Raw genomic sequence first — 18,420 nt, 5'->3', positions numbered from 1 at the left:
CTAGGATTGGCTCATGAGAGAAACCCCGGCACCCGCCGTCCCCTCCGTCCCCGTTGGCGTTGCGTCCGAAGCCGGAGTTGCTTCCGAGGCCGGCGTTGCTTCCGAGGCCGGAGTTGCCGAGCAACCCGCCGATGAGAACCTGTGGCTTGAGGACATCCACGGCGATGATGCCATGGCCTGGGTCCGTGAGCGCAACGCCCGCACCGACGCAGCCCTGGTGAACCCCGCCTATACGGCGTTGGAGGCCTCCGTCCTTGAGGTGTTGGATTCGCGGGACCGGATTCCCATGGTGTCCAAGCGCGGAGACTGGTACTACAACTTTTGGCGGGACGAGGCGAACCCTCGCGGGCTGTGGCGGCGCACCACCTGGGACTCCTACCTCAGCGACTCCCCCGACTGGCAGGTACTCCTGGACGTAGACGCCCTGAGCGCCGCCGAGGACGCCCAATGGCTGTGGGCGGGCGCCTCCGTGCTGCGACCGGCGCCGGGCGGGGAATACCGTCAGGCCATGGTGGCGCTCTCCCCCGATGGCGGCGACGCCGTCGCCTACCGGGAATTCGACCTGGCCACGCTCACCTTCGTGGAGGGCGGCTTTGACCTTCCGACGGCGAAGACGCGGCTGAGCTGGCTCGACGCCGACACCCTGTACGTCGGGACCGACACCGGGGAAGGCTCCATGACGGAGTCCTCCTACCCCGCGGCGGCCCGGGTGCTGCGCCGCGGGGAATCCCTGGCGGACCTCGCGGCGAAGGAGCCGCTGTTCGCGGTGCCGCCGGACCACCTCAGCGGCGGCGTGTCCCACGACAGCACGCCCGGCTTTGAACGGGACGTGGCCTACGACGTCCTGGACTTCTTCAACAGCCGCAGCTACCTGCGCGTGGACGGCAACTGGGTGCACATCGACGTCCCCGACGACATGAACGTCTCCCTCCACCGCAAATGGCTGCTGCTGCGCCCGCGCACCGACTGGCATCTGGGCGACGCCGTCTACGACGCCGGGACACTGCTGGCCATTGAGCTGGAGGCGTTCCTGGCCGGGAGCCGCGCGTTGCGGACGATCTTCGCCCCCACGCCCGCCCAGTCCCTGCAGTCATGGAGCTGGACCAAGGACTTCCTGCTGCTGAACCTGCTCGAAGACGTGTCCTCCAAGATCCTGGTCCTCGACCCGGCACAGGATTTTGCCGCCACTGAACTCGACGCCTGCCCGCCCCTGCATTCGGTGGACGCCTTCGCCGTGGACGACGAGGACGACGACGCCGGCAACGATTACTGGCTCGTCGCCTCCGGCTTCCTGACCCCCACCACGGTATGCCGCGGAACCCTGGCGACCGGCACCCCCGGCGGACCGGCGGCGGTGGTGCGGGAGGCGCCGTCGTTCTTCGACGCCGCGGACTACACCGTGGAACAGCACTTTGCGCTCTCGCTGGATGGCACCCGCATCCCTTACTTCCAGGTGGGTCGCAAGGACCTGGTGCTCGACGGCGGAAACCCGACGGTGCTCAGCGGATACGGCGGATTCGAGGTTTCGCGCACGCCGGCATACAGCGGGACCGTGGGACGGACGTGGCTGGAGCGGCGCGCCGTGGTCGACGGCATTGAACGCGGCGGGGTCTACGTGGTGGCGACCATTCGCGGCGGCGGCGAATACGGGCCAAGCTGGCACACGGCGGCGCTGACGGAAAACCGGCACAAGGCGTATGAGGACTTCGCGGCCGTGGCCGGCGAGCTGGCGGCCCGCGGCGTCGCCTCGCCGGCGCATCTGGGCTGCGTGGGCGGCAGCAACGGCGGCTTGCTGGTGGGCAATATGCTCACGCAATACCCCAAACTGTTTGGCGCCGTCTCCTGTGGGGTGCCGCTGCTGGACATGCGCCGGTACACCAAGCTTTCGGCAGGGGCGTCCTGGATTGCCGAATATGGCGACCCCGAGGTGCCGGAGCAGTGGGAGTTCATCAAGACGTTCTCCCCGTACCACCTGCTGCGCCCCGGCGTTGCGTACCCGCCGACGTTCATTTGGACGGCGACCTCCGACGACAGGGTGGGGCCGGTCCAGGCCCGGAAGATGGCGGCCCGGATGGAGTCCATGGGCATCGGCGGGCTGTGGTTCCATGAGGCACTTGAGGGCGGGCATGCGGGTGCGGGAAACAACGCCCAGGCGGCCCGGCTGCACACCGCTTCGCACGAATTCCTGTGGCGGGCGCTCACCGGCACCCTGTAAGCGCGGGCCGGTTCACCAAACGGAGGCGCTCGTTTTGCTTTGCACCCCTCCCATTGGGTAAAGTTTGGGATGCTGGTTAGGGGCTTCTACCTTAGCCAGTGCTGGAGACGTGCCAGAGCGGCCGAATGGGCTTCACTGCTAATGAAGTGTGGGGCACAACTCCACCGGGAGTTCAAATCTCCCCGTCTCCGCAGAGAAAAAGCACCCCCGATGAATTCATCGGGGGTGCTTTTTTGTGTGCCTTCACATGCCGCCACCCCTGCGAATGGGCGGCAAATCAAACATCGGACCAATAGAATTGCTTCATGGCCGTAACTGACGAAGCAATCACCAAGATCAAGGACATGATCATCTCCGGCGAGCTGTCCGCGGGCGACCGCCTGCCACCGGAAAAGGAGCTCAGTGAAAAGTTGGGCCTGTCGCGCAGCTCGCTGCGGGAAGCGGTCAAGGCGCTGGAAATCATCCGCGTACTGGATGTGCGCCGGGGCGACGGGACGTATGTCACCAGCCTGGAGCCGAAACTGCTCACCGAGGCCATGACCTTCATCGTGGACCTGCACCAGGACAAGTCCATCCTGGATATTTTTGAGGTCCGCCGCATCCTGGAGCCGGCCGCCGCAGCCATTGCCGCGGGCCGGATCACCCCCGAGCAAATCACGGCCCTGCGCGCCACGATGCGGGACATCAGCGACGAAACAAGCGTCGAATCCCTCGTGGAGCACGACCTCGTGTTCCACGGCCTGATTGCCACAGCCGCGAACAACTCCTACCTTGCCAGCGTCCTCGACGGGCTGTCCAGCAGCACCGTCCGCGCCCGCATCTGGCGCGGGCTGACCCAGGAGAAGGCCGTGGACCGGACGCTCTTTGAGCACTCGGCCATCATTGAGGCGCTGGAGCGCGGCGACGCCGAACTGGCCAAGGCCCTGCTCACCGTCCACATCAGCGGCGTGGAGCACTGGCTCCGGCAGGCCCTCTAGCGTTCGCGGGGGCCGTTCCGGCACCTCCGGGGGCCGCTGTTGCCTTTTGACGGCGGCCGGCCGGGGGCGAATCACCGTTTCAGCCCCCGCGACCCTTAAGCACAACAGGCCCGCCGTTCTCGTGAACGGCGGGCCTGCTGTGCGTGGATCCTACTCGTAGAGGTTCGCGGCGATCTTGGGATCGGCGATGTTGGTCTTGTCGTACCAGTAGAAGCCGGTGTCGATGACCTTCTCGACCTTTTCGCCCTTGATGGCGGCAACGGCTGCCTTGACCGTCTCGTAGCCGATGCCCACGGGGTTCTGGGTGACGGCGCCGGCCATGAGGCCGTCCTTGATGGCATCCATCTGGGCCTTGCCGGAGTCGAAGCCCACAATGACCAGCTTGCCGGTCTTGCCCGCTTCCTTGACGGCGTTGACGACGCCGATGGCCGCGCCTTCGTTGGTGCCGTACATGCCGGCCAGGTTCGGGTGGGCGGTCATGATGGACTTGGCGGCGTCTGTGGACTTGGCCTGGTCGCCGTCGGCGTACTGGATGTCGACAACCTTGATGTCCGGTGCGTTGGTCTTGAGGTAGTCCACAAAGCCGTCGCGGCGGTCGGTGCCGGAGGTGGCGGTCTGGGAGTGGCCGATGATCGCGATCTCGCCCTTGTTGCCCAGCAGCTCGGCCAGGTGCTTTGCGGCCTCGGCGGCGGCGGCCTTGTTGTCGGTGGAGGCGGTGGCGACCGGGATGTCGGAGTCCACGCCGGAGTCAAAGGCAATCACGGGGATGTTCTTGCTCTTGGCATCCTCGAGAACGCCCTCGGCGGCCTTGGAATCCAGGGCAGCCAGGGCCAGGGCCTGCGGGTTCTTGGCCATGGCGTTGTTCAGCTGGTCCATCTGCTGCTGGACGTTGGTTTCCTTGTCCGGGCCCTCGAAGGAGATGTCAACGTTGAATTCCTTGGCGGCGTTTTCCGCACCCTGCTTGACCGACTGCCAGAACTGGTGCTGGAAGCCCTTGGAGACAATGGCGATGTACGGCTTCTTGCCGGCAACGGCGTCGGAGGTTCCCGCCGGGGTGTCGCACGCGGCAACCGTCAGGGACAGTGCGGCAACCGAGGCCAGGGCCAGAAATTTCCTTCTTTGCATGATTTTCTTTACTCCTTCGTAAGGACGTGCGGTTCAGTGATGATGATGTTGTCTTGCGTTTGTGAAAACTATTTGGCGGTCTGCTTGCGGCGCATCATGTCCAGGTAGACGGCCAGCAGGATGACGACGCCGACGGCCACCTGCTGCCATTCCTGCGGGATCGACATGATGGACAGGCCGTTGGTGAGTACCGACATGATCAGCGCACCGATCACGGTGCCGATGATGGAGCCCTTGCCGCCCTGCAGCGACGTCCCGCCAATAACGACGGCGGCGATCGCCTGAAGCTCCAGGCCCATGCCGCCGGCCGGCTGGGCCGAGTTGAGGCGGGCCGTGGCGATGACGCCGGCCAGGCCGGTGAAACAGCCGGCCAGGGTGTAGATCAGCACTGTCCACTTGCGCACGTTCACGCCGGACAGCGCCGTAGCCTGCTCGTTGGAGCCGATCGAGTAGGTGTAGCGGCCCAGGATCGTCTTGGACAGGATGAGCCCGGCGATGATGGCGGCGGCAAACAGGATGAACACGGCGTTGGGGATGACCAGGCCGGGGATGGACTTGCCGAGGGCGAAGATCTTCTGGAAACCCGACACCTCATTCGTGTAGATGGGCTTGGTGCCGGAAATGACGAGTGCCAGTCCGGCGGCCACCATCATCATGGCCAGGGTGGCAATGAAGGAGGGGATCTTCAGCACCGCGACGAAGAAGCCGTTGACGCCGCCCATCAGGGCGCCGAAGGCCACCCCGCACAGCACGCCAAGGATCATGGGCATGCCCAGCTGGGTCATGAACACGGCCGTCATGACCGAGCACAGCGTCATTCCGGTGCCGATCGAGAGGTCGATGCCGCCGGTGATGATGACGAAGGTGGTGCCCAGGGCCAGCAGGCCCGTCACCACGGTGGAGAGCAGGATGTTGGAGAGGTTCGCCGCCTGGTAGAAGTTGGCGCTGGCCACGGAGAAGAACAGCACCAGCGCCAGCAGGCTGGCGAACGCCAACAGTTGCTGGAAGCTGGCCCGGATCCGGGTGGACATCTCTGATTTCTTGTCACTGGCAATCTTGCTGGTTTGCGCAGTTTCCTTGACCAAGGTCATTTTTAGTGCCTTTTCTTTTGTGCTTGGTTAGCGCTGCGCGCCGGCAGTTTGGGCAGTGGCAATGTTTTGGGTTGCCAGTTCCATGATGTTTTCCTGGTTGGCCTCGGCGTTGGTGAGGAAGCCCGTCAGGCGGCCCTCGCTCATGACGGCGATCCGGTGCGAGAGCCGCAGGACTTCGGGCAGCTCCGAGGAGATCATGATGATTGACTTCCCCTGGGCGGCCAGCTCGTTCAGGAGGGCGTAGATCTCTTCCTTGGCGCCGACGTCGATGCCGCGGGTGGGTTCGTCGAAGATCAGGATGTCGCAGTCCTTGACAAGCCACTTGGCGATGACGATCTTTTGCTGGTTGCCGCCGGAGAGGTTCTTGGCGGCCTGCGCGCTGGACGGGGTCTTGATGCGCAGTTTGCCGATGTATTCGCTGGCGGTGGCCTTCATGGCGCGGTTGTCCAGGACGCCCATGCGGGAGAACATCTTCAGCGAGCTCAGGGCAATGTTGTCCTTGACATCGCGTTCGAGCATGAGGCCCAGGTGCTTGCGGTCCTCGGACAGATAACCCAGCCCCAGGGTTGCGGCCACGGCCGGGTTGCCGATGGTGACGGCCTTGCCGCCGAGTTCGATGGTGCCGGCGCTGATCCTGTCGGCGCCGACGATGGCGCGGGCCACCTCGGTCCGGCCGGCGCCCATGAGCCCGGCAAAGCCGAGGATTTCGCCCTTGCGCAGCTCAAAGCTGACGTCGCGGAGCAGGTCCTTGGTACACAGGCCCGTGACCTTCAGGACCACCTGGTCCGTGGCGGGAATTTCCGCGGGCCGCTGGTTGCCGGAGATTTCCCGGCCCACCATCAAGTTGATGACGGCGCGCATGGAGGTGTCGGCCGTGCTGACGGTGTCAATGTACTCGCCGTCGCGGATCACGCTGATCCGGTGGGAGATGGCCTTGAGCTCATCCATGCGGTGGGAGATGTAGATGACGCCGGTGCCTTCATTGGTGAAGTTGCGGATCAGATCGTGCAGCGTGGCCACTTCGGCGTCGTTCAGCGCCGCGGTGGGCTCGTCCATGATCAGGATCCGGGACTTGTAGGAAAGCGCCTTGGCGATTTCCACCATCTGCTGCTTGGCGACCGTCAGGTCGCCCACCCGCGCCTTGGGGTCAAGATCGATGTTGATCTTGTCGAACAGGAACTGGGCCTTGCGGTTCATGCGGCGTTCGCTGAGGAAGATGCCGGCAACGCGGGGTTCACGCCCAATGTAGATGTTCTGGGCCACCGTGAGGTCATGCATCAGGTTGAATTCCTGGTGGATGATGCTGATGCCAAGTTCCTGGGCGTGCTTGGTGCCGGTGATGGCCACCTCCTCGCCGTCAATCTCAAAGGTGCCCGAGTCCGGCGTGTAGATGCCGGACAGCAACTTCATGAGCGTTGACTTTCCGGCACCGTTCTCACCCACCAGGGCAAGGACTTCGTTGTGGCGCAGGTCCAGCTGCATGTCCGAGAGCGCCTTCACTCCGGGGAAGCTCTTGTTCACACCACTCATGCGAAGAAGATGATTACTCATACTGCCCTCTCAAGCCCCTTCCATGAGATCTGACATCAGACCTCTTGTGGAGGTGCCGTGCCGCCTGGAGAAGCCGGGTAGATTGTGCGGGAAATACCGTAAATCCGGGGTCTCATCCCGTCCTCCGAAGCCGGAGAGTGATTCAACTTACATCATGTTATGTTACCGAAGGCACAAAATCACACATTAATCGCTAAAACATCCGATGTTTACGAAAAAGTTATTGTTGGTAAACCCGTTGGGCCGTGCCAGCCCAGATTGCGGCGGCCTCCTCGGGCGACAGGGAGTCGATCAACGCCGCCGCCACCTCCACCGTGCGGGAGTAGCGGGCGCCCAACAGGCTCACGGGCCAGTCACCGCCAAACATGAGCCGCGCGGGGCCGAATGCCTCCAACGCCACCGTCCACACCCGGTCCAGCGCATCCGGCGCAAATGCCGTGCCGCTGCAGTGCAGCCCGGACACCTTGGCCACGGCATTGGGGCATGCGGCCACGGCGCGCAGCTGCCTTTCCCACGCGTCCATGGCGTCGGCGGACCCCGCCCGCGGCGGTTTTCCGAGGTGATCCACCACCACGGTGAGCCCGGGCAGCTCCGCCGCGAGATCGGCCACCTGGCCCAGATGCCGGGGGAAGGCGTCCGGCATGTCGAAGGGAATCCCGGCCGCCGCCAGCAGGGCCAGGGACTCGCGCACCGGCGCCAACCCAAGGACATTGGCGCGCGGGTCGTCGTGGATCAGGGTGCGGACGCCGCGGAACTTCGGGTGCGCCGCCCATTTCTCCAACAGTGCGGCCGCCGCGGCGGGGTCTTCCAGCGGAATCCAGCCCACCACGCCCTGGATGAAGTCATGGGACGCGGCGTTTTCCAGCATGGCTTCCGTATCCGCGGCGGTGTCGTCCGCCTGGACCAGGATGGCCCCGGCAACGCCGGCAGCAGCCAGCGTGTCACGGGCTTCGGCGGCCGTGAAGGATGCGTACAGCGGGCCAAGGTCAGGGCTCAGCCAGGAATAGCGTCCCTCCCCCAGCTCCCAAAGGTGCAGGTGTGCGTCCAGCCGGACGACGCCGTCGCCCGCCAGGGCAGTTTCAGCCTGTGCCGTCTCGGAAACGGTCATGTCAGCCACGGACCAGGTCTTCGGCGAGAAGGCCGCGGGCGGCCATCGCCTCCCACAGCTCCGCCGGCACGGGTTCGGCCATGCGGTGGGCGGTCTGCCGGATCTGCTCGGGAGTACCCGCACCCACCACCACGGTGCGCACTACGGGGTTCTTGGCGGCGAACTGCAGGGCCGCCGTCGGCAGCTCCACGCCGAACTCGGCGCAGCAGGAGGCAAGGGCCCGCGCCCGTTCAAGGATGTATGCCGGGGCGGGTGCGTAGTTGTAGTGCGCGTCCCCGCGAACCTCGGCGCGGGCCAGCAGGCCCGAGTTGTAGACGCCGCAGTTGGCAACGCCCACGCCGCGCTCGGCGCACAGCGGCAGCAGGTCCGCGGCCGCCGGCTGTTCCAGAAGCGTGTAACGCCCGGCCAGCATGATCAGGTCCAGGTCGGCGGCCTGCACGCACTCGCGCAGGGCGTCGGCGGAGTTCGCGCCCACGCCGATCGCGCCAACGAGGCCCTCCTCGCGGAGCTTTTCCAGGGCCGGGAGGGCCTGGTTGATGCCGGCTTCCAGATCGTAGACGTCCGGATCGTGCAGGTAGGCGATGTCGATGCGGTCAAGGCCCAGCCGCTCCAGGGAGTCCTCGATGCTGCGCCGGATACCCGCCTCGGACGGGTCCCAGCGGCGCACGGTGTCCGCGGGCACGTCAAAGCCCTCGGTGTCCCTGGCGCCCTGCGGGTTGGCGGCGGGCTCCAGGATGCGGCCCACCTTGGTGGAAATGACGAAGTCCCCGCGCGGCTTGCCCGCCAGCACGGCGCCAAGGCGGCGCTCGGACAAGCCCAGTCCATAGTGCGGGGCCGTGTCGAAGTACCTGATGCCCGCGTCCCAGGCGGCACCCACGGTGGCGGCAGCGACGTCGTCGTCCATGGCGCGGAACAGATTGCCGATGCCGGCGGCACCAAAGCCCAGTCGGCCCAACTCGGGCAGGCTCATGGCAGTTCCCACACCTTCGCCAGGCCCGTGTCGGCACCGGAGTAGTCGTCCTCGACCTCCAGCAGTTCCGCCATGACGGCCTGCCAGGCGATGTTGACGGGGTTGAGCGCCAGTTCCTTGCGCATGGCTTGGTAGTCGGCCACCTCCACGACGTGGAACAGCTCCCGGCCGCTGCGCCAAATGTTCCAGCTATCCACGCCGGCGGCACGCAGCGCGGCGTCCAGCTCGTCGCTGATGGCTGAGTGGACGGCGTCGTATTCGGTTTCCTTGCCGGCCTTGAGCCGGGTGTGCAGGGCGATCTTCTGCATCAGATGTCACTTTCATCGTTGAGGAACAGCTCGATCACGGGCACGGCGACGTTGGGCCGCTGCACCGGCAATTTGATCGTGAGGGTGCCGGCAGCCTGGCCCGCGGGCGTCATGTGCCCGGCCTCCTGGTCCGGATCCAACACCAGCAGCGCCACCTCGGAGGCGTCGTTGAGCAGCTGCGCGTAGGCGACCTTGCCGGCCAGGGCGGGCAGGTGCACATACTCGAAGGGCCACGCAAACAGGTGCACGTAGAGCCGGTTGCCGCGGCGCGTGTACCTTGCGTCCGACGGCGGCACCGCGGCCGCGGCCTCCGCACCGTAGATGGACCGCCCGTGGACGCGCAGCCACTCGCCCATGCCGGCCAGCGCATCCTTGGCCCGGGCGTCAATCTCGCCGCGGGCCGTGGGACCAACGTTGAGCAGCAGGTTCCCGCCCTTGGCGACGCCGTCGATCAGCATGCGAATGAGCAGGTCCGCCGACTTGTAATCGAGGTTGTCCCGGTCATAGCCCCAGCTGCCGTTGAGCGTCTGGCAGGCCTCCCAGGGCACCAGCTTGTCCCCGCTCATCATGGCGCCGGCCGGCTGGTACTGCTCCGGGGTGACAAAGTCCCCGGGAATGTCCAGGCGGTCGTTGACCACGATGCCGGGTTGAAGTTCCCGGATCATGCCCATGAGCTCTTCGGAGCCCCAGTCGGTGCGGCCCTTGCCCGGGAACTTGTCCCCGGCCGGGGCCGTGCCGCCGGCATTCGGGTAGGAAAAGTCGAAGAACAGGTAGTCGATCTGCCCGTAATTGCTGAGCAGCTCGCGCACCTGGCCGTGCAGGTAGGCCCGGTACTTGGCAATGTCGCGGGTTTTGTTGATCTCAACCGCGTCGGGGTTGTTGCGATCGGCGTGATTGGCGTCGATGGGGAAGTCCGGGTGGTGCCAGTCGATCACGGAATGGTAGAAGCCCACCTTCAGGCCCGCCTCCCGCAGCGCCTCCACATACGGCGTCAGCAGATCTTTCCCATAAGGCGTGTTGCTGGACTTGTAGTCCGTCAACGCCGAGTCCCACAGGCAGAAGCCGTCGTGGTGCTTGGTGGTCAGCACCACGTACTTCATGCCGGCGGCCTTGGCGGCGGCCGCCCATTCACGCGGATCGTAAAGGTCCGGGTCGAAGTGTTCGAAGTACTTCTTGTAGTTCTCCACCGAGATCTGTTCGCGGTACATGACCCATTCGTGCCGGGCGGCCAGCGAGTACAGCCCCCAGTGCACGAACATGCCAAAGCGGGCTTCCGTGAACCACGGCGCGTGGTCGATGTGTACCTGGGTCGACATGGAAATTACACCAGTTCCTTTACTGCACCGCTGAGTGCCTGTGCTTGGGCGTCTTCGAGCCAGAATTTACCGCCCGGGAACGTGAACTCGGAAATCGAGGCCGCATGCATTTCGCTGCCGGCGCCCGGGGTCACGGGCGGGAAGTAGCAGCCGTCGTGGACGTCGATCGGGGTGACGAAGTGTTCGTGCAGGTGGTCCACGAATTCGATCATGCGGCCCTCAAGGCTTCCGGAGACAGCCACGAAATCAAACATGGACAGGTGCTGGACGGCTTCGCACAGGCCCACGCCGCCGGCGTGCGGGCACACCCGGACGCCGAACTTGGCGGCCAACAGCAGGATCGCCACGTTTTCGTTCACGCCGGCCACGCGGGCGGCATCGATCTGGAGGACCTGCAGGGCATTGGCCTGGAGCATCTGCTTGAAGACCACGCGGTTTTGCACGTGCTCGCCGGTGGCCACCGGGATCGGGGCAACGCCGCGGGCAATGGCCGCGTGCCCGAGGATGTCGTCGGGGCTGGTGGGTTCCTCGATCCAGGCGATGTCGAAGGGCGCCAGGTGCTTCATCCACTCGATGGCCTCGGCCACGTCCCAACGCTGGTTGGCGTCGACGGCAATCTTGATGTCCGGCCCAACGGCGGCGCGGGCCGCGCGGAGGCGGCGGACGTCGTCGGCCAGGTCGGCGCCCACCTTGAGCTTGATTTGCTTGAAACCGGCGGCGACCGCCTCGCGGGCCAGGCGGGTCAGCTTCTCGTCCGAGTAGCCCAGCCAGCCCGGGGTGGTGGTGTAGCCGGGGTAGCCGCCGGCCAGCAGGGTTGCCGTGCGCTCCGCCCGGCCGGGCTCGGCGGCACGCAGGATCTCCAACGCCTCCTCGCGGGTCAGTGCGTCGCTGAGGTAGCGGAAGTCCACCAGGTCCACAAGTTCCTCGGGGGTCATGGCGGCCAGCAACTGCCACAGCGGCAGGCCGGCACGCTTGGCCTTCAGGTCCCAGAGGGCGTTGATGACGGCGCCGATGGCCATGTGCATGACGCCCTTTTCCGGGCCCAGCCAGCGCAGCTGTGAATCGTGGGCCAACAGTTTCCAGGTGGCGCCCATGTCGGCGAGCAGTTCCTCCACGTCGCGACCCAGAAGGTAGGGGGTCAGCGCCGTAATGGCGGCCGTTTCCACGTCATTGCCGCGGCCGATGGTAAAGACGAAGCCGTGGCCCTCGTGGCCGTCGGAGCTGTCCGTCACCACACGCAAGTACGCTGCGGAGTAATCGGGATCCGGGTTCATGGCGTCCGAGCCATCCAAATCCCGCGACGTGGGAAAACGAACGTCGCTGGTCTCCACGGCGATGACTGTACTCACGAGATGGCCCCTAAAAGTTGTAGTGAACTGAGAAACACTTGAATCAAGCTAAACATCCGATGTTTTACATGTCAATATTGTCATAAGTGCGAAAAAACCCGAACCATGTGGGTAAAGTGGCTTAAAAGCTCAGACGTTAAGGGCCTGAAACTGGTCCAGAACATCCGGAAACAAGGCCGTCTCCCCGTGGGCCGGCAGCTAAAGGAATGAACCCCATGAAGATTGCACGTCTTGGCGAGCCGGGGCAGGAAATCCCCGTCGTCATCGCCCCGGACGCCGCCGGCGTCGAACGCACCTATGACGCCCGCCCCGTCACGAGCGCCGTTGATGGCGGGTTCCTGGCAGCCGACGGGATCGCCAAACTGCGCGACGCCGTCGCCCGCGGCGGACTGCCCGAGCTGGAAGGCGCCAACACGCTGCGGATCGGCTCGCCCCTGGACCGGCCCAACAGCGTTGTTTGCATCGGCATGAACTATGCGGCGCACGCGGCCGAGTCCGGCGCGCTGCCGCCCACCATTCCCGTGGTGTTCCTGAAGCCGAACAACACCGTGGCCGGGCCCTTTGACGCCTCGCCGATCCCGCCGCTGGCGGCCAAGTACGACTGGGAGGTGGAGCTGGGCGTGGTGATTGGCCGCGAGGTCAGCTACCTGTCCAGCGTGGCGGAGGCGGCTGACGCCGTGGCCGGTTACGTCATTGCCAACGACCTCTCCGAGCGGGAATACCAGCTTCCGGGTGCCGCGGGCCAGTGGACCAAGGGCAAATCGCTGCCCAAGTCCACGCCGTTGGGGCCGTGGCTGGTGCCTGCGTCCGAGGTCGATGCCAATGACCTGCGGCTGCGCAGCTGGGTCAATGGCGAACCGCGCCAGGACTCCAACACGGCGGATTTGATCTTTGACGTCCCCACCGTGATCCACCACCTCTCCCAGTACATGGTGCTGGAACCCGGAGATGTGATCCTGACCGGCACGCCCGAGGGTGTTGCCCTGTCCGGGCGTTTCCCGTACCTCCAGGACGGCGATGTCGTGGAAGTTGAAATTGCCGGCCTGGGCCGCCAGCGCCAGGAATTCTTCCGCGCCGGCACCACCGGTACTACCGCCCAGGAGGCATAACGTGAACCAGGAACTTTCCACCCTAACCGCGGTGGTCACCGGCGGCGCGTCCGGCCTGGGTGCTGCGATTGCCAGCAAATTGCAAGCCATGGGCGCGCAGGTGGCCGTGCTTGATTTGAACCCGGCCGATCTGCCCGCCGGCCAGCGCGGCTTTGCCTGCGACGTCTCCGATGACGCGTCCGTCAAGGCCGCGATCGAGGGCACGGTTGCCGCGTTTGGCGGCGTGGACATTGTGGTGAACAACGCCGGCATTGGCGCCCAGGGCACCATCGAAGCCAACGACGACGCCGAATGGCACCGCGTGTGGGACATCAACGTGGTCGGCATGGTCCGGGTGTCCCGGGCAGCCCTGCCGCACCTGCGCCGCTCCGCCGCCGCCGCGATCGTGAACACCTGTTCCATCGCGGCGACCGCCGGACTGCCGGAGCGCGCCCTGTACTCCGCTACCAAGGGCGCCGTGTTGTCGCTGACCCAGGCCATGGCCGCGGACCACCTGCGTGAGGGCATTCGCGTGAACGCCGTCAACCCGGGCACGGCCGACACCCCCTGGGTGGGGCGCCTGCTGGACTCCGCCGACGATCCCGCCGCCGAGCGTGCCGCCCTGAACGCCCGCCAACCGCACGGACGCCTGGTGCACCCCGACGAGGTCGCCGGCGCCGTCGCGTACCTGGCCAGCCCGTTGTCCGGCTCCACCACGGGCACCTCGATCGCCGTCGACGGCGGCATGCAGGCCCTCCGCCTGCGCCCCGCCAACCAATAGGCCCCAACGCCGTATCACCTTTGGCGCGCTTTCGGCCGACGCCGTATCACTTTTGGTGAGTTTTCGACCGACGCGGTATCACGTTTGGTGAGTTTTCGACCAACGCCGTATCACCTTTGGTGATACGGCGTTGGTGTTTTTCCCACCAGAGGTGATACGTCGTTGGAGTATTTCGCACCAAAAGTGATACGTCGTTGGTGTATTTCGAACCAAAAGTGATACGGCGTCGGCACTTATGCCGCCAAAAGTGATACCGCGTTTCTAGGGGACGACGGCGGAACGTGCCTTGCGCTTTCCGCTTCCGGGAACGCCGTGGCCCGGGTTAGCCGGCCTGGGCGAGGACCAACGGCAGGACCTGTCCGACACCGGCCTGGCGCAGTGCGCGGCCGGCGACAGTGAGGGTCCAGCGGCTGTCCACGAGGTCGTCCACCAACAGCACGGGTCCGCCGCCGTACGCGCCAATGGCGTCGGCCAGCTCGGGACCGACGGCAAGCCTGTCCCAGACGCCGGCGAGCCGGTACGCGCTGTTGCCACCGCGCTCGCCCGTGGGCCCGCCAAACTGAAGCGACATTTCGCCCAGGTACGGCAGCCGACCGATCTCGCACATGGCCTGCGCCAGCGAGCGCACCAGTTCCGGTTTGTTCCGGGACGGCATCGACACGACGGCCACGGGCCGCCCCTGTCCTGCCCACCGGGCCTGGCCCCAGTCGCGCAGCACGGCGACCACGGCCTGCGCCATGGCCGGGTCGACGGGGGCGTCGGGGGCGCCGGCGGCAAACATGGCCCGCAGCGCGTTCCCCCAGCCAAGGTCCGTCAGCCTGGCCAGCACCCGGCCCGGCGCCACTTGTTCCTCCGCCTTGAGCTTGCCCTTGGCCGGCACGCCCAGCCGGTCCATGCCGGTGGGCCACAGCGTGCGCGGATCGATGGGCAGCCCGGCATGGCTGAGGGACTCGCTGGCCGCTTCCACGGCGCCCGAGCCGATATCGGTGGAGAACCAGCGCCCGGCGCATGAATCGCAGCGCCCGCACGGGGCAGCGGTGTCGTCGTCGAGCGCGGCGGCCAGGTATTCCATGCGGCAGCCGGTGGTTTGTTCGTAGATCACCATGGAATTTTGTTCATCGACCCGGGCCTGGGCAATGCGCCTGTAGCGTTCGGCGTCGTACACCCAGGGCTGGCCGGTGGACTCCCAGCCGCCGGAGACGCGCCGGACCGCGCCGTCCACGGCGAGCACCTTCAGCAGCAGTTCCAGCGGGGTGCGCCGCAGGTCCACCCGGGCCTCCAGCGCCGGCGTGGACATGGGCTTTGCCGACTCACCCAGCGTCTCCAGCACGGCCATTGCCTTGTCCTGGGCGGGCATGGAGGCGGTGGCAAAGTATTTCCAAATTTCCATGTCCTCGCTGCCGGGCAGCAGCAGGACGTCGGCGTTGGCGCTGCCACGGCCGGCACGGCCCACCTGCTGGTAGTAGGCAACCGGCGACGACGGCGCGCCGAGGTGGATGACGAAGCCGAGGTCGGGTTTGTCGAAGCCCATGCCGAGGGCGCTCGTGGCGACCAGGGCCTTGACCTGGTTGTTCTTCAACGCCTCCTCCATGGCCTCCCGGTCCATGGGGTCGGTGCGGCCGGTGTACGCGCGCACCACGTGCCCGGCCTCCGCCAGCAGGCGTGCGGTGTCCTCGGCGGCCGACACCGTGAGCGTGTAGATGATGCCGGAGCCGGGAAGCTCGGCCAGGTGCGTCAGCAGCCAGCCCAGCCGGTCCCGGGAGTCGGGCAGGCGCAGCACGCCCAGGCGCAGGGACTTGCGGGCCAGCGGACCCCGAATCGTGAACACCCCGGTACCGAGCTGTTCCTCGATGTCGGAAACCACGCGGGAGTTGGCCGTGGCTGTCGTCGCAAGGACGGGGACCGACGCCGGCAGATGGGCGATGAGGTCCGCGATCCGGCGGTAGTCGGGCCGGAAGTCGTGGCCCCAGTCGGAGATGCAGTGGGCCTCGTCAATCACCAACAGGCCGGTGCGCCTGATCAGCGTGGGCAGCTGGTTTTCCCGGAAGGACGGGTTGGTCAGCCGCTCCGGGGACACGAGCAACACGTCCACCTCGTCGGCCGCCAGGGCCGCGGAGACCAGGTCCCACTCGGTGGCGTTGGCGGAGTTGATGGCCATGGCCCGCACGCCTGCGCGTTCGGCGGCGGCCACCTGGTCGCGCATCAACGCCAGCAGCGGCGACACGATCAGCGTGGGGCCGGCTCCGCGGGCCCGCAACAGCAGGGAGGAGACAAAGTACACGGCGGACTTTCCCCAGCCGGTGCGTTGGACCACCAGGGCCCGCCGGCCGTCGTCGACCAATGCTTCGATGGCCTCAAACTGGCCGTCGTGGAACTCCGCCTCGGGATGGCCAACGAGCTTGCGTAGCACCTGCTGCGCCTGCTCCCGCGTGGCGGGGTTGGCCTGGGGTGAAACGGTGGGTGTGAGGTCGGGGGCCTGGCTGAATGTCATGTCCCCCAGTATCCCAGCGGCCACCGACAAGAAACCGCCGAATTCCAAATCTGTGGATAAGCTCTCCCCTGCGGCGCCCCGGTAGCATGGATGCCGTGACTACCGCAGAGAATGTACCTGTTGACCTCTCCAGCTCCTTCAAGGCCTATGACGTGCGCGGCATCGTGGGCGAAACCATCACGGCGGAATCCGTCGAGGCCGTGGGCGCTGCGTTCGTGGACGTGCTGGGCCTGGCCGGCCAAACGGTGCTGGTGGGCGGCGACATGCGCCCCTCCTCCCCCGACTTCTCCCAGGCGTTCGCCGCCGGAGCGTCCGGGCGCGGCGCCAACGTCAAATTGCTGGGCCTGATCTCCACGGATGAACTGTACTTTGCCTGCGGCGCGCTCGACGCGGCCGGCGTGGTCTTCACCGCCAGCCACAACCCCGCCCAGTACAACGGCATGAAGATGGCCAAGGCCGGCGCCGTCCCCGTCTCCTCCGAGACCGGGCTCATGGACATCCGCGACCTCGCCCAGGGCTACCTTTCCAACGGCATCCCGGCCGGTACTGCGGGCACCATCACGGAGATTGACGTGCTCAAGGACTACGCCGAATACCTGCGCAAGCTCGTTGACCTGTCCGGCTCACGGCCGCTGAAGATCGTGGTCGACGCCGGCAACGGCATGGCCGGCATGACCACCCCCGCGGTCCTGGGCGACACCCTGCTACCGGGACTGCCGTTCGAAATCGTGCCGCTGTACTTCGAGCTGGACGGCACGTTCCCGAACCACCCGGCCAACCCGCTGGAACCGGAAAACCTGCGCGACCTCCAGGCCGCCGTCGTCGCCCATGGCGCGGACATCGGCCTGGCGTTCGACGGCGACGCCGACCGCTGCTTCGTCATCGACGAACTCGGCGCCCCGGTCTCCCCCTCCGCCGTCACGGCCCTCGTGGCCCGCCGCGAGATCGCCCGCGTCAAGGCGCTCGGCGAGGAACACCCCGCCGTGATCCACAACCTCATCACCTCCCGCGCGGTGCCGGAATTGATTGCGCACGACGGCGGCCGCCCCGTGCGCACCCGGGTGGGCCACTCCTTCATCAAAGCCACCATGGCCGCCGAGGGTGCCGTCTTTGGTGGCGAGCACTCCGCCCACTACTACTTCCGCGACTTCTTCAACGCGGACACCGGCATGTTGGCCGCCATGCACGTGCTGGCCGCCCTGGGCGAGCAGGACGGCGCCCTGTCCGAGCTGGGCCGCGAATACGAGCCCTACGCCTCCAGCGGCGAGATCAATTCCCAGCTGGCCGACGTCCCCGCCGCCGTGGCCAGGGTCCGGGCCGCCTACACCCGTGACGGCGTCACGGTGGACGAACTGGACGGCGTCACGTTCACGGCCGACGACGGCAACTGGTGGTTCAACCTGCGCGCCTCCAACACCGAGCCGTTCCTGCGCCTGAACGCCGAGGCCGTCGACGCCGCCGCCATGGCAGAGGTCCGCGACGCCGTCCTGGCCCTGGTCCGCCAGTAACCGCGCCGCGAAACAAGGAGAAACCGTGGAAGAGAACAGCACCCCGGACACCGCCGCCGACCGGCAGGTCCAGGACGATTTGAACAAATTGATCGGCACCGCACTCGGCGTGGCCGGGGACCAGCTCGAGGCCCACGGCGCGTTCCTGCCCGTGGGGCTGGTGGTCAGCAACGACGGCGAGATCAGCCTCGTGGCTGTCTCCCCCAACACCGTGGAGGGCGAGACGGAAGCCGAGCTCGACGCCGACGAGATGATCGCCGACCTGTTTGAGGCGCTGGGCCAGCAACGCGCGCAAAACCGGGCCGCCGCCGTCGTCTGCGACATCCACCTGCCCGACGACGCCACGGACGCCATCCACGTCATGGCCGAGCACAGCGCCGGCGTCGGCGTTTCCGCCGTGCGCCCGTACCACCAAAGCGCGGACGGGTGGGCGTTCGCCGATCCCTTCCTGGAACCGGGTGAACTGCAGATCTGGGGAGCGTAGCCTCGTCATGGAACGCGATTGAACACAACTGTGGCGCAGTAGTTGCCGGGAACCCAAG

The 18,420-nt window shown here is 66.4% G+C and carries 15 protein-coding genes and 1 tRNA gene; 7 read left to right on the top strand and 9 right to left on the bottom strand.

The genetic code is table 11. The features are described from left to right. Positions 1-13: 13 nt before the first annotated feature. The 3 genes from AL755_RS02525 (at position 14) to AL755_RS02515 (ending at position 3,192) form a co-directional block, all read left to right on the top strand. Positions 14-2,215, top strand: a complete 2,202-nt coding sequence (locus AL755_RS02525; RefSeq protein WP_082368819.1) for a prolyl oligopeptidase family serine peptidase — start codon at positions 14-16, stop codon at positions 2,213-2,215. Between the two features lie 103 nt (positions 2,216-2,318). Then, positions 2,319-2,406: transfer RNA gene (locus AL755_RS02520), tRNA-Ser, on the top strand. 114 nt (positions 2,407-2,520) lie between these two features. Continuing rightward, complete coding sequence (locus tag AL755_RS02515; protein ID WP_054009574.1) at positions 2,521-3,192, top strand: FadR/GntR family transcriptional regulator; 672 nt, start codon at positions 2,521-2,523, stop codon at positions 3,190-3,192. Between the two features lie 150 nt (positions 3,193-3,342). On the opposite strand, the gene AL755_RS02510 is transcribed toward AL755_RS02515, so the two are convergent. The 8 genes from AL755_RS02510 to AL755_RS02475 form a co-directional block, all read right to left on the bottom strand. Further along, positions 3,343-4,317, bottom strand: coding sequence for an ABC transporter substrate-binding protein (locus AL755_RS02510; RefSeq protein WP_054009573.1), 975 nt, complete (start codon positions 4,315-4,317; stop codon positions 3,343-3,345). Between the two features lie 68 nt (positions 4,318-4,385). Next, the gene (locus tag AL755_RS02505; protein ID WP_054009572.1) at positions 4,386-5,408 is read right to left on the bottom strand and encodes an ABC transporter permease; all 1,023 of its coding nucleotides are present in this window, start codon (positions 5,406-5,408) and stop codon (positions 4,386-4,388) included. A gap of 27 nt (positions 5,409-5,435) precedes the next feature. Then, positions 5,436-6,959 (bottom strand): sugar ABC transporter ATP-binding protein, encoded by a 1,524-nt coding sequence (locus AL755_RS02500; protein WP_054009571.1) that lies wholly within the window; start codon positions 6,957-6,959, stop codon positions 5,436-5,438. Positions 6,960-7,179: 220 nt separating this feature from the next. Then, the gene (locus AL755_RS02495; protein ID WP_054009570.1) at positions 7,180-8,067 is read right to left on the bottom strand and encodes an amidohydrolase family protein; all 888 of its coding nucleotides are present in this window, start codon (positions 8,065-8,067) and stop codon (positions 7,180-7,182) included. 1 nt (position 8,068) lies between these two features. After that, positions 8,069-9,037, bottom strand: a complete 969-nt coding sequence (locus AL755_RS02490; RefSeq protein ID WP_054009569.1) for an aldo/keto reductase — start codon at positions 9,035-9,037, stop codon at positions 8,069-8,071. Beyond that, a complete protein-coding gene (locus AL755_RS02485; RefSeq protein WP_054009568.1) occupies positions 9,034-9,345 on the bottom strand; it encodes an L-rhamnose mutarotase in 312 nt (103 codons plus the stop codon). Before AL755_RS02485 ends, AL755_RS02490 begins: the two co-directional genes overlap by 4 nt. After that, positions 9,345-10,661: an alpha-L-fucosidase gene (locus tag AL755_RS02480; RefSeq protein ID WP_054009567.1), complete on the bottom strand. Its 1,317-nt coding sequence runs from the start codon at positions 10,659-10,661 to the stop codon at positions 9,345-9,347. Before AL755_RS02480 ends, AL755_RS02485 begins: the two co-directional genes overlap by 1 nt. A 5-nt stretch (positions 10,662-10,666) precedes the next feature. Beyond that, the gene (locus AL755_RS02475) at positions 10,667-12,010 is read right to left on the bottom strand and encodes an L-fuconate dehydratase (protein WP_054009566.1); all 1,344 of its coding nucleotides are present in this window, start codon (positions 12,008-12,010) and stop codon (positions 10,667-10,669) included. A 215-nt stretch (positions 12,011-12,225) separates the two neighbouring features. On the opposite strand from AL755_RS02475, the gene AL755_RS02470 reads away from it, so the two are divergent. Beyond that, positions 12,226-13,119, top strand: coding sequence for a fumarylacetoacetate hydrolase family protein (locus tag AL755_RS02470; RefSeq protein WP_054009565.1), 894 nt, complete (start codon positions 12,226-12,228; stop codon positions 13,117-13,119). A 1-nt stretch (position 13,120) separates the two neighbouring features. Continuing rightward, positions 13,121-13,879 carry an SDR family NAD(P)-dependent oxidoreductase gene (locus AL755_RS02465; RefSeq protein ID WP_054009564.1) on the top strand — a complete coding sequence of 253 codons (759 nt, stop codon included), beginning with the start codon at positions 13,121-13,123 and terminating at the stop codon, positions 13,877-13,879. Between the two features lie 322 nt (positions 13,880-14,201). Here AL755_RS02465 and AL755_RS02460 read toward each other — a convergent pair whose 3' ends face one another. Continuing rightward, positions 14,202-16,370, bottom strand: a complete 2,169-nt coding sequence (locus AL755_RS02460) for a RecQ family ATP-dependent DNA helicase (protein ID WP_054009563.1) — start codon at positions 16,368-16,370, stop codon at positions 14,202-14,204. A 95-nt stretch (positions 16,371-16,465) separates the two neighbouring features. Between AL755_RS02460 and AL755_RS02455 the strand changes: the two genes are divergently transcribed. Both AL755_RS02455 and AL755_RS02450 read left to right on the top strand, forming a co-directional pair. Continuing rightward, complete coding sequence (locus AL755_RS02455) at positions 16,466-17,878, top strand: phosphomannomutase/phosphoglucomutase (RefSeq protein WP_054009754.1); 1,413 nt, start codon at positions 16,466-16,468, stop codon at positions 17,876-17,878. Positions 17,879-17,903: 25 nt separating this feature from the next. Beyond that, on the top strand, positions 17,904-18,362 hold the full coding sequence (locus tag AL755_RS02450; RefSeq protein ID WP_054009562.1) for a hypothetical protein: 459 nt from the start codon (positions 17,904-17,906) through the stop codon (positions 18,360-18,362). Positions 18,363-18,420 lie beyond the last annotated feature (58 nt).

Origin of the sequence: Arthrobacter sp. ERGS1:01 (assembly GCF_001281315.1) — a bacterium.
Lineage (GTDB): Bacteria > Actinomycetota > Actinomycetes > Actinomycetales > Micrococcaceae > Specibacter.
The sequence above is the reverse complement of the archived record's forward strand: the minus strand, read 5'-3'. Positions and strand labels throughout refer to the sequence as shown.

What these genes read in the sequence shown, in the direction of transcription:
- AL755_RS02495 (WP_054009570.1), bottom strand. Translation starts at nt 8,067, where the DNA reads ATGACCGTTTCCGAGACGGCACAGGCTGAAACTGCCCTGGCGGGCGAC.
- AL755_RS02460 (WP_054009563.1), bottom strand. Translation starts at nt 16,370, where the DNA reads ATGACATTCAGCCAGGCCCCCGACCTCACACCCACCGTTTCACCCCAG.
- AL755_RS02480 (WP_054009567.1), bottom strand. Translation starts at nt 10,661, where the DNA reads ATGTCGACCCAGGTACACATCGACCACGCGCCGTGGTTCACGGAAGCC.
- AL755_RS02490 (WP_054009569.1), bottom strand. Translation starts at nt 9,037, where the DNA reads ATGAGCCTGCCCGAGTTGGGCCGACTGGGCTTTGGTGCCGCCGGCATC.
- AL755_RS02505 (WP_054009572.1), bottom strand. Translation starts at nt 5,408, where the DNA reads ATGACCTTGGTCAAGGAAACTGCGCAAACCAGCAAGATTGCCAGTGAC.
- AL755_RS02470 (WP_054009565.1), top strand. Translation starts at nt 12,226, where the DNA reads ATGAAGATTGCACGTCTTGGCGAGCCGGGGCAGGAAATCCCCGTCGTC.
- AL755_RS02485 (WP_054009568.1), bottom strand. Translation starts at nt 9,345, where the DNA reads ATGCAGAAGATCGCCCTGCACACCCGGCTCAAGGCCGGCAAGGAAACC.
- AL755_RS02515 (WP_054009574.1), top strand. Translation starts at nt 2,521, where the DNA reads ATGGCCGTAACTGACGAAGCAATCACCAAGATCAAGGACATGATCATC.
- AL755_RS02510 (WP_054009573.1), bottom strand. Translation starts at nt 4,317, where the DNA reads ATGCAAAGAAGGAAATTTCTGGCCCTGGCCTCGGTTGCCGCACTGTCC.
- AL755_RS02525 (WP_082368819.1), top strand. Translation starts at nt 14, where the DNA reads ATGAGAGAAACCCCGGCACCCGCCGTCCCCTCCGTCCCCGTTGGCGTT.
- AL755_RS02500 (WP_054009571.1), bottom strand. Translation starts at nt 6,959, where the DNA reads ATGAGTAATCATCTTCTTCGCATGAGTGGTGTGAACAAGAGCTTCCCC.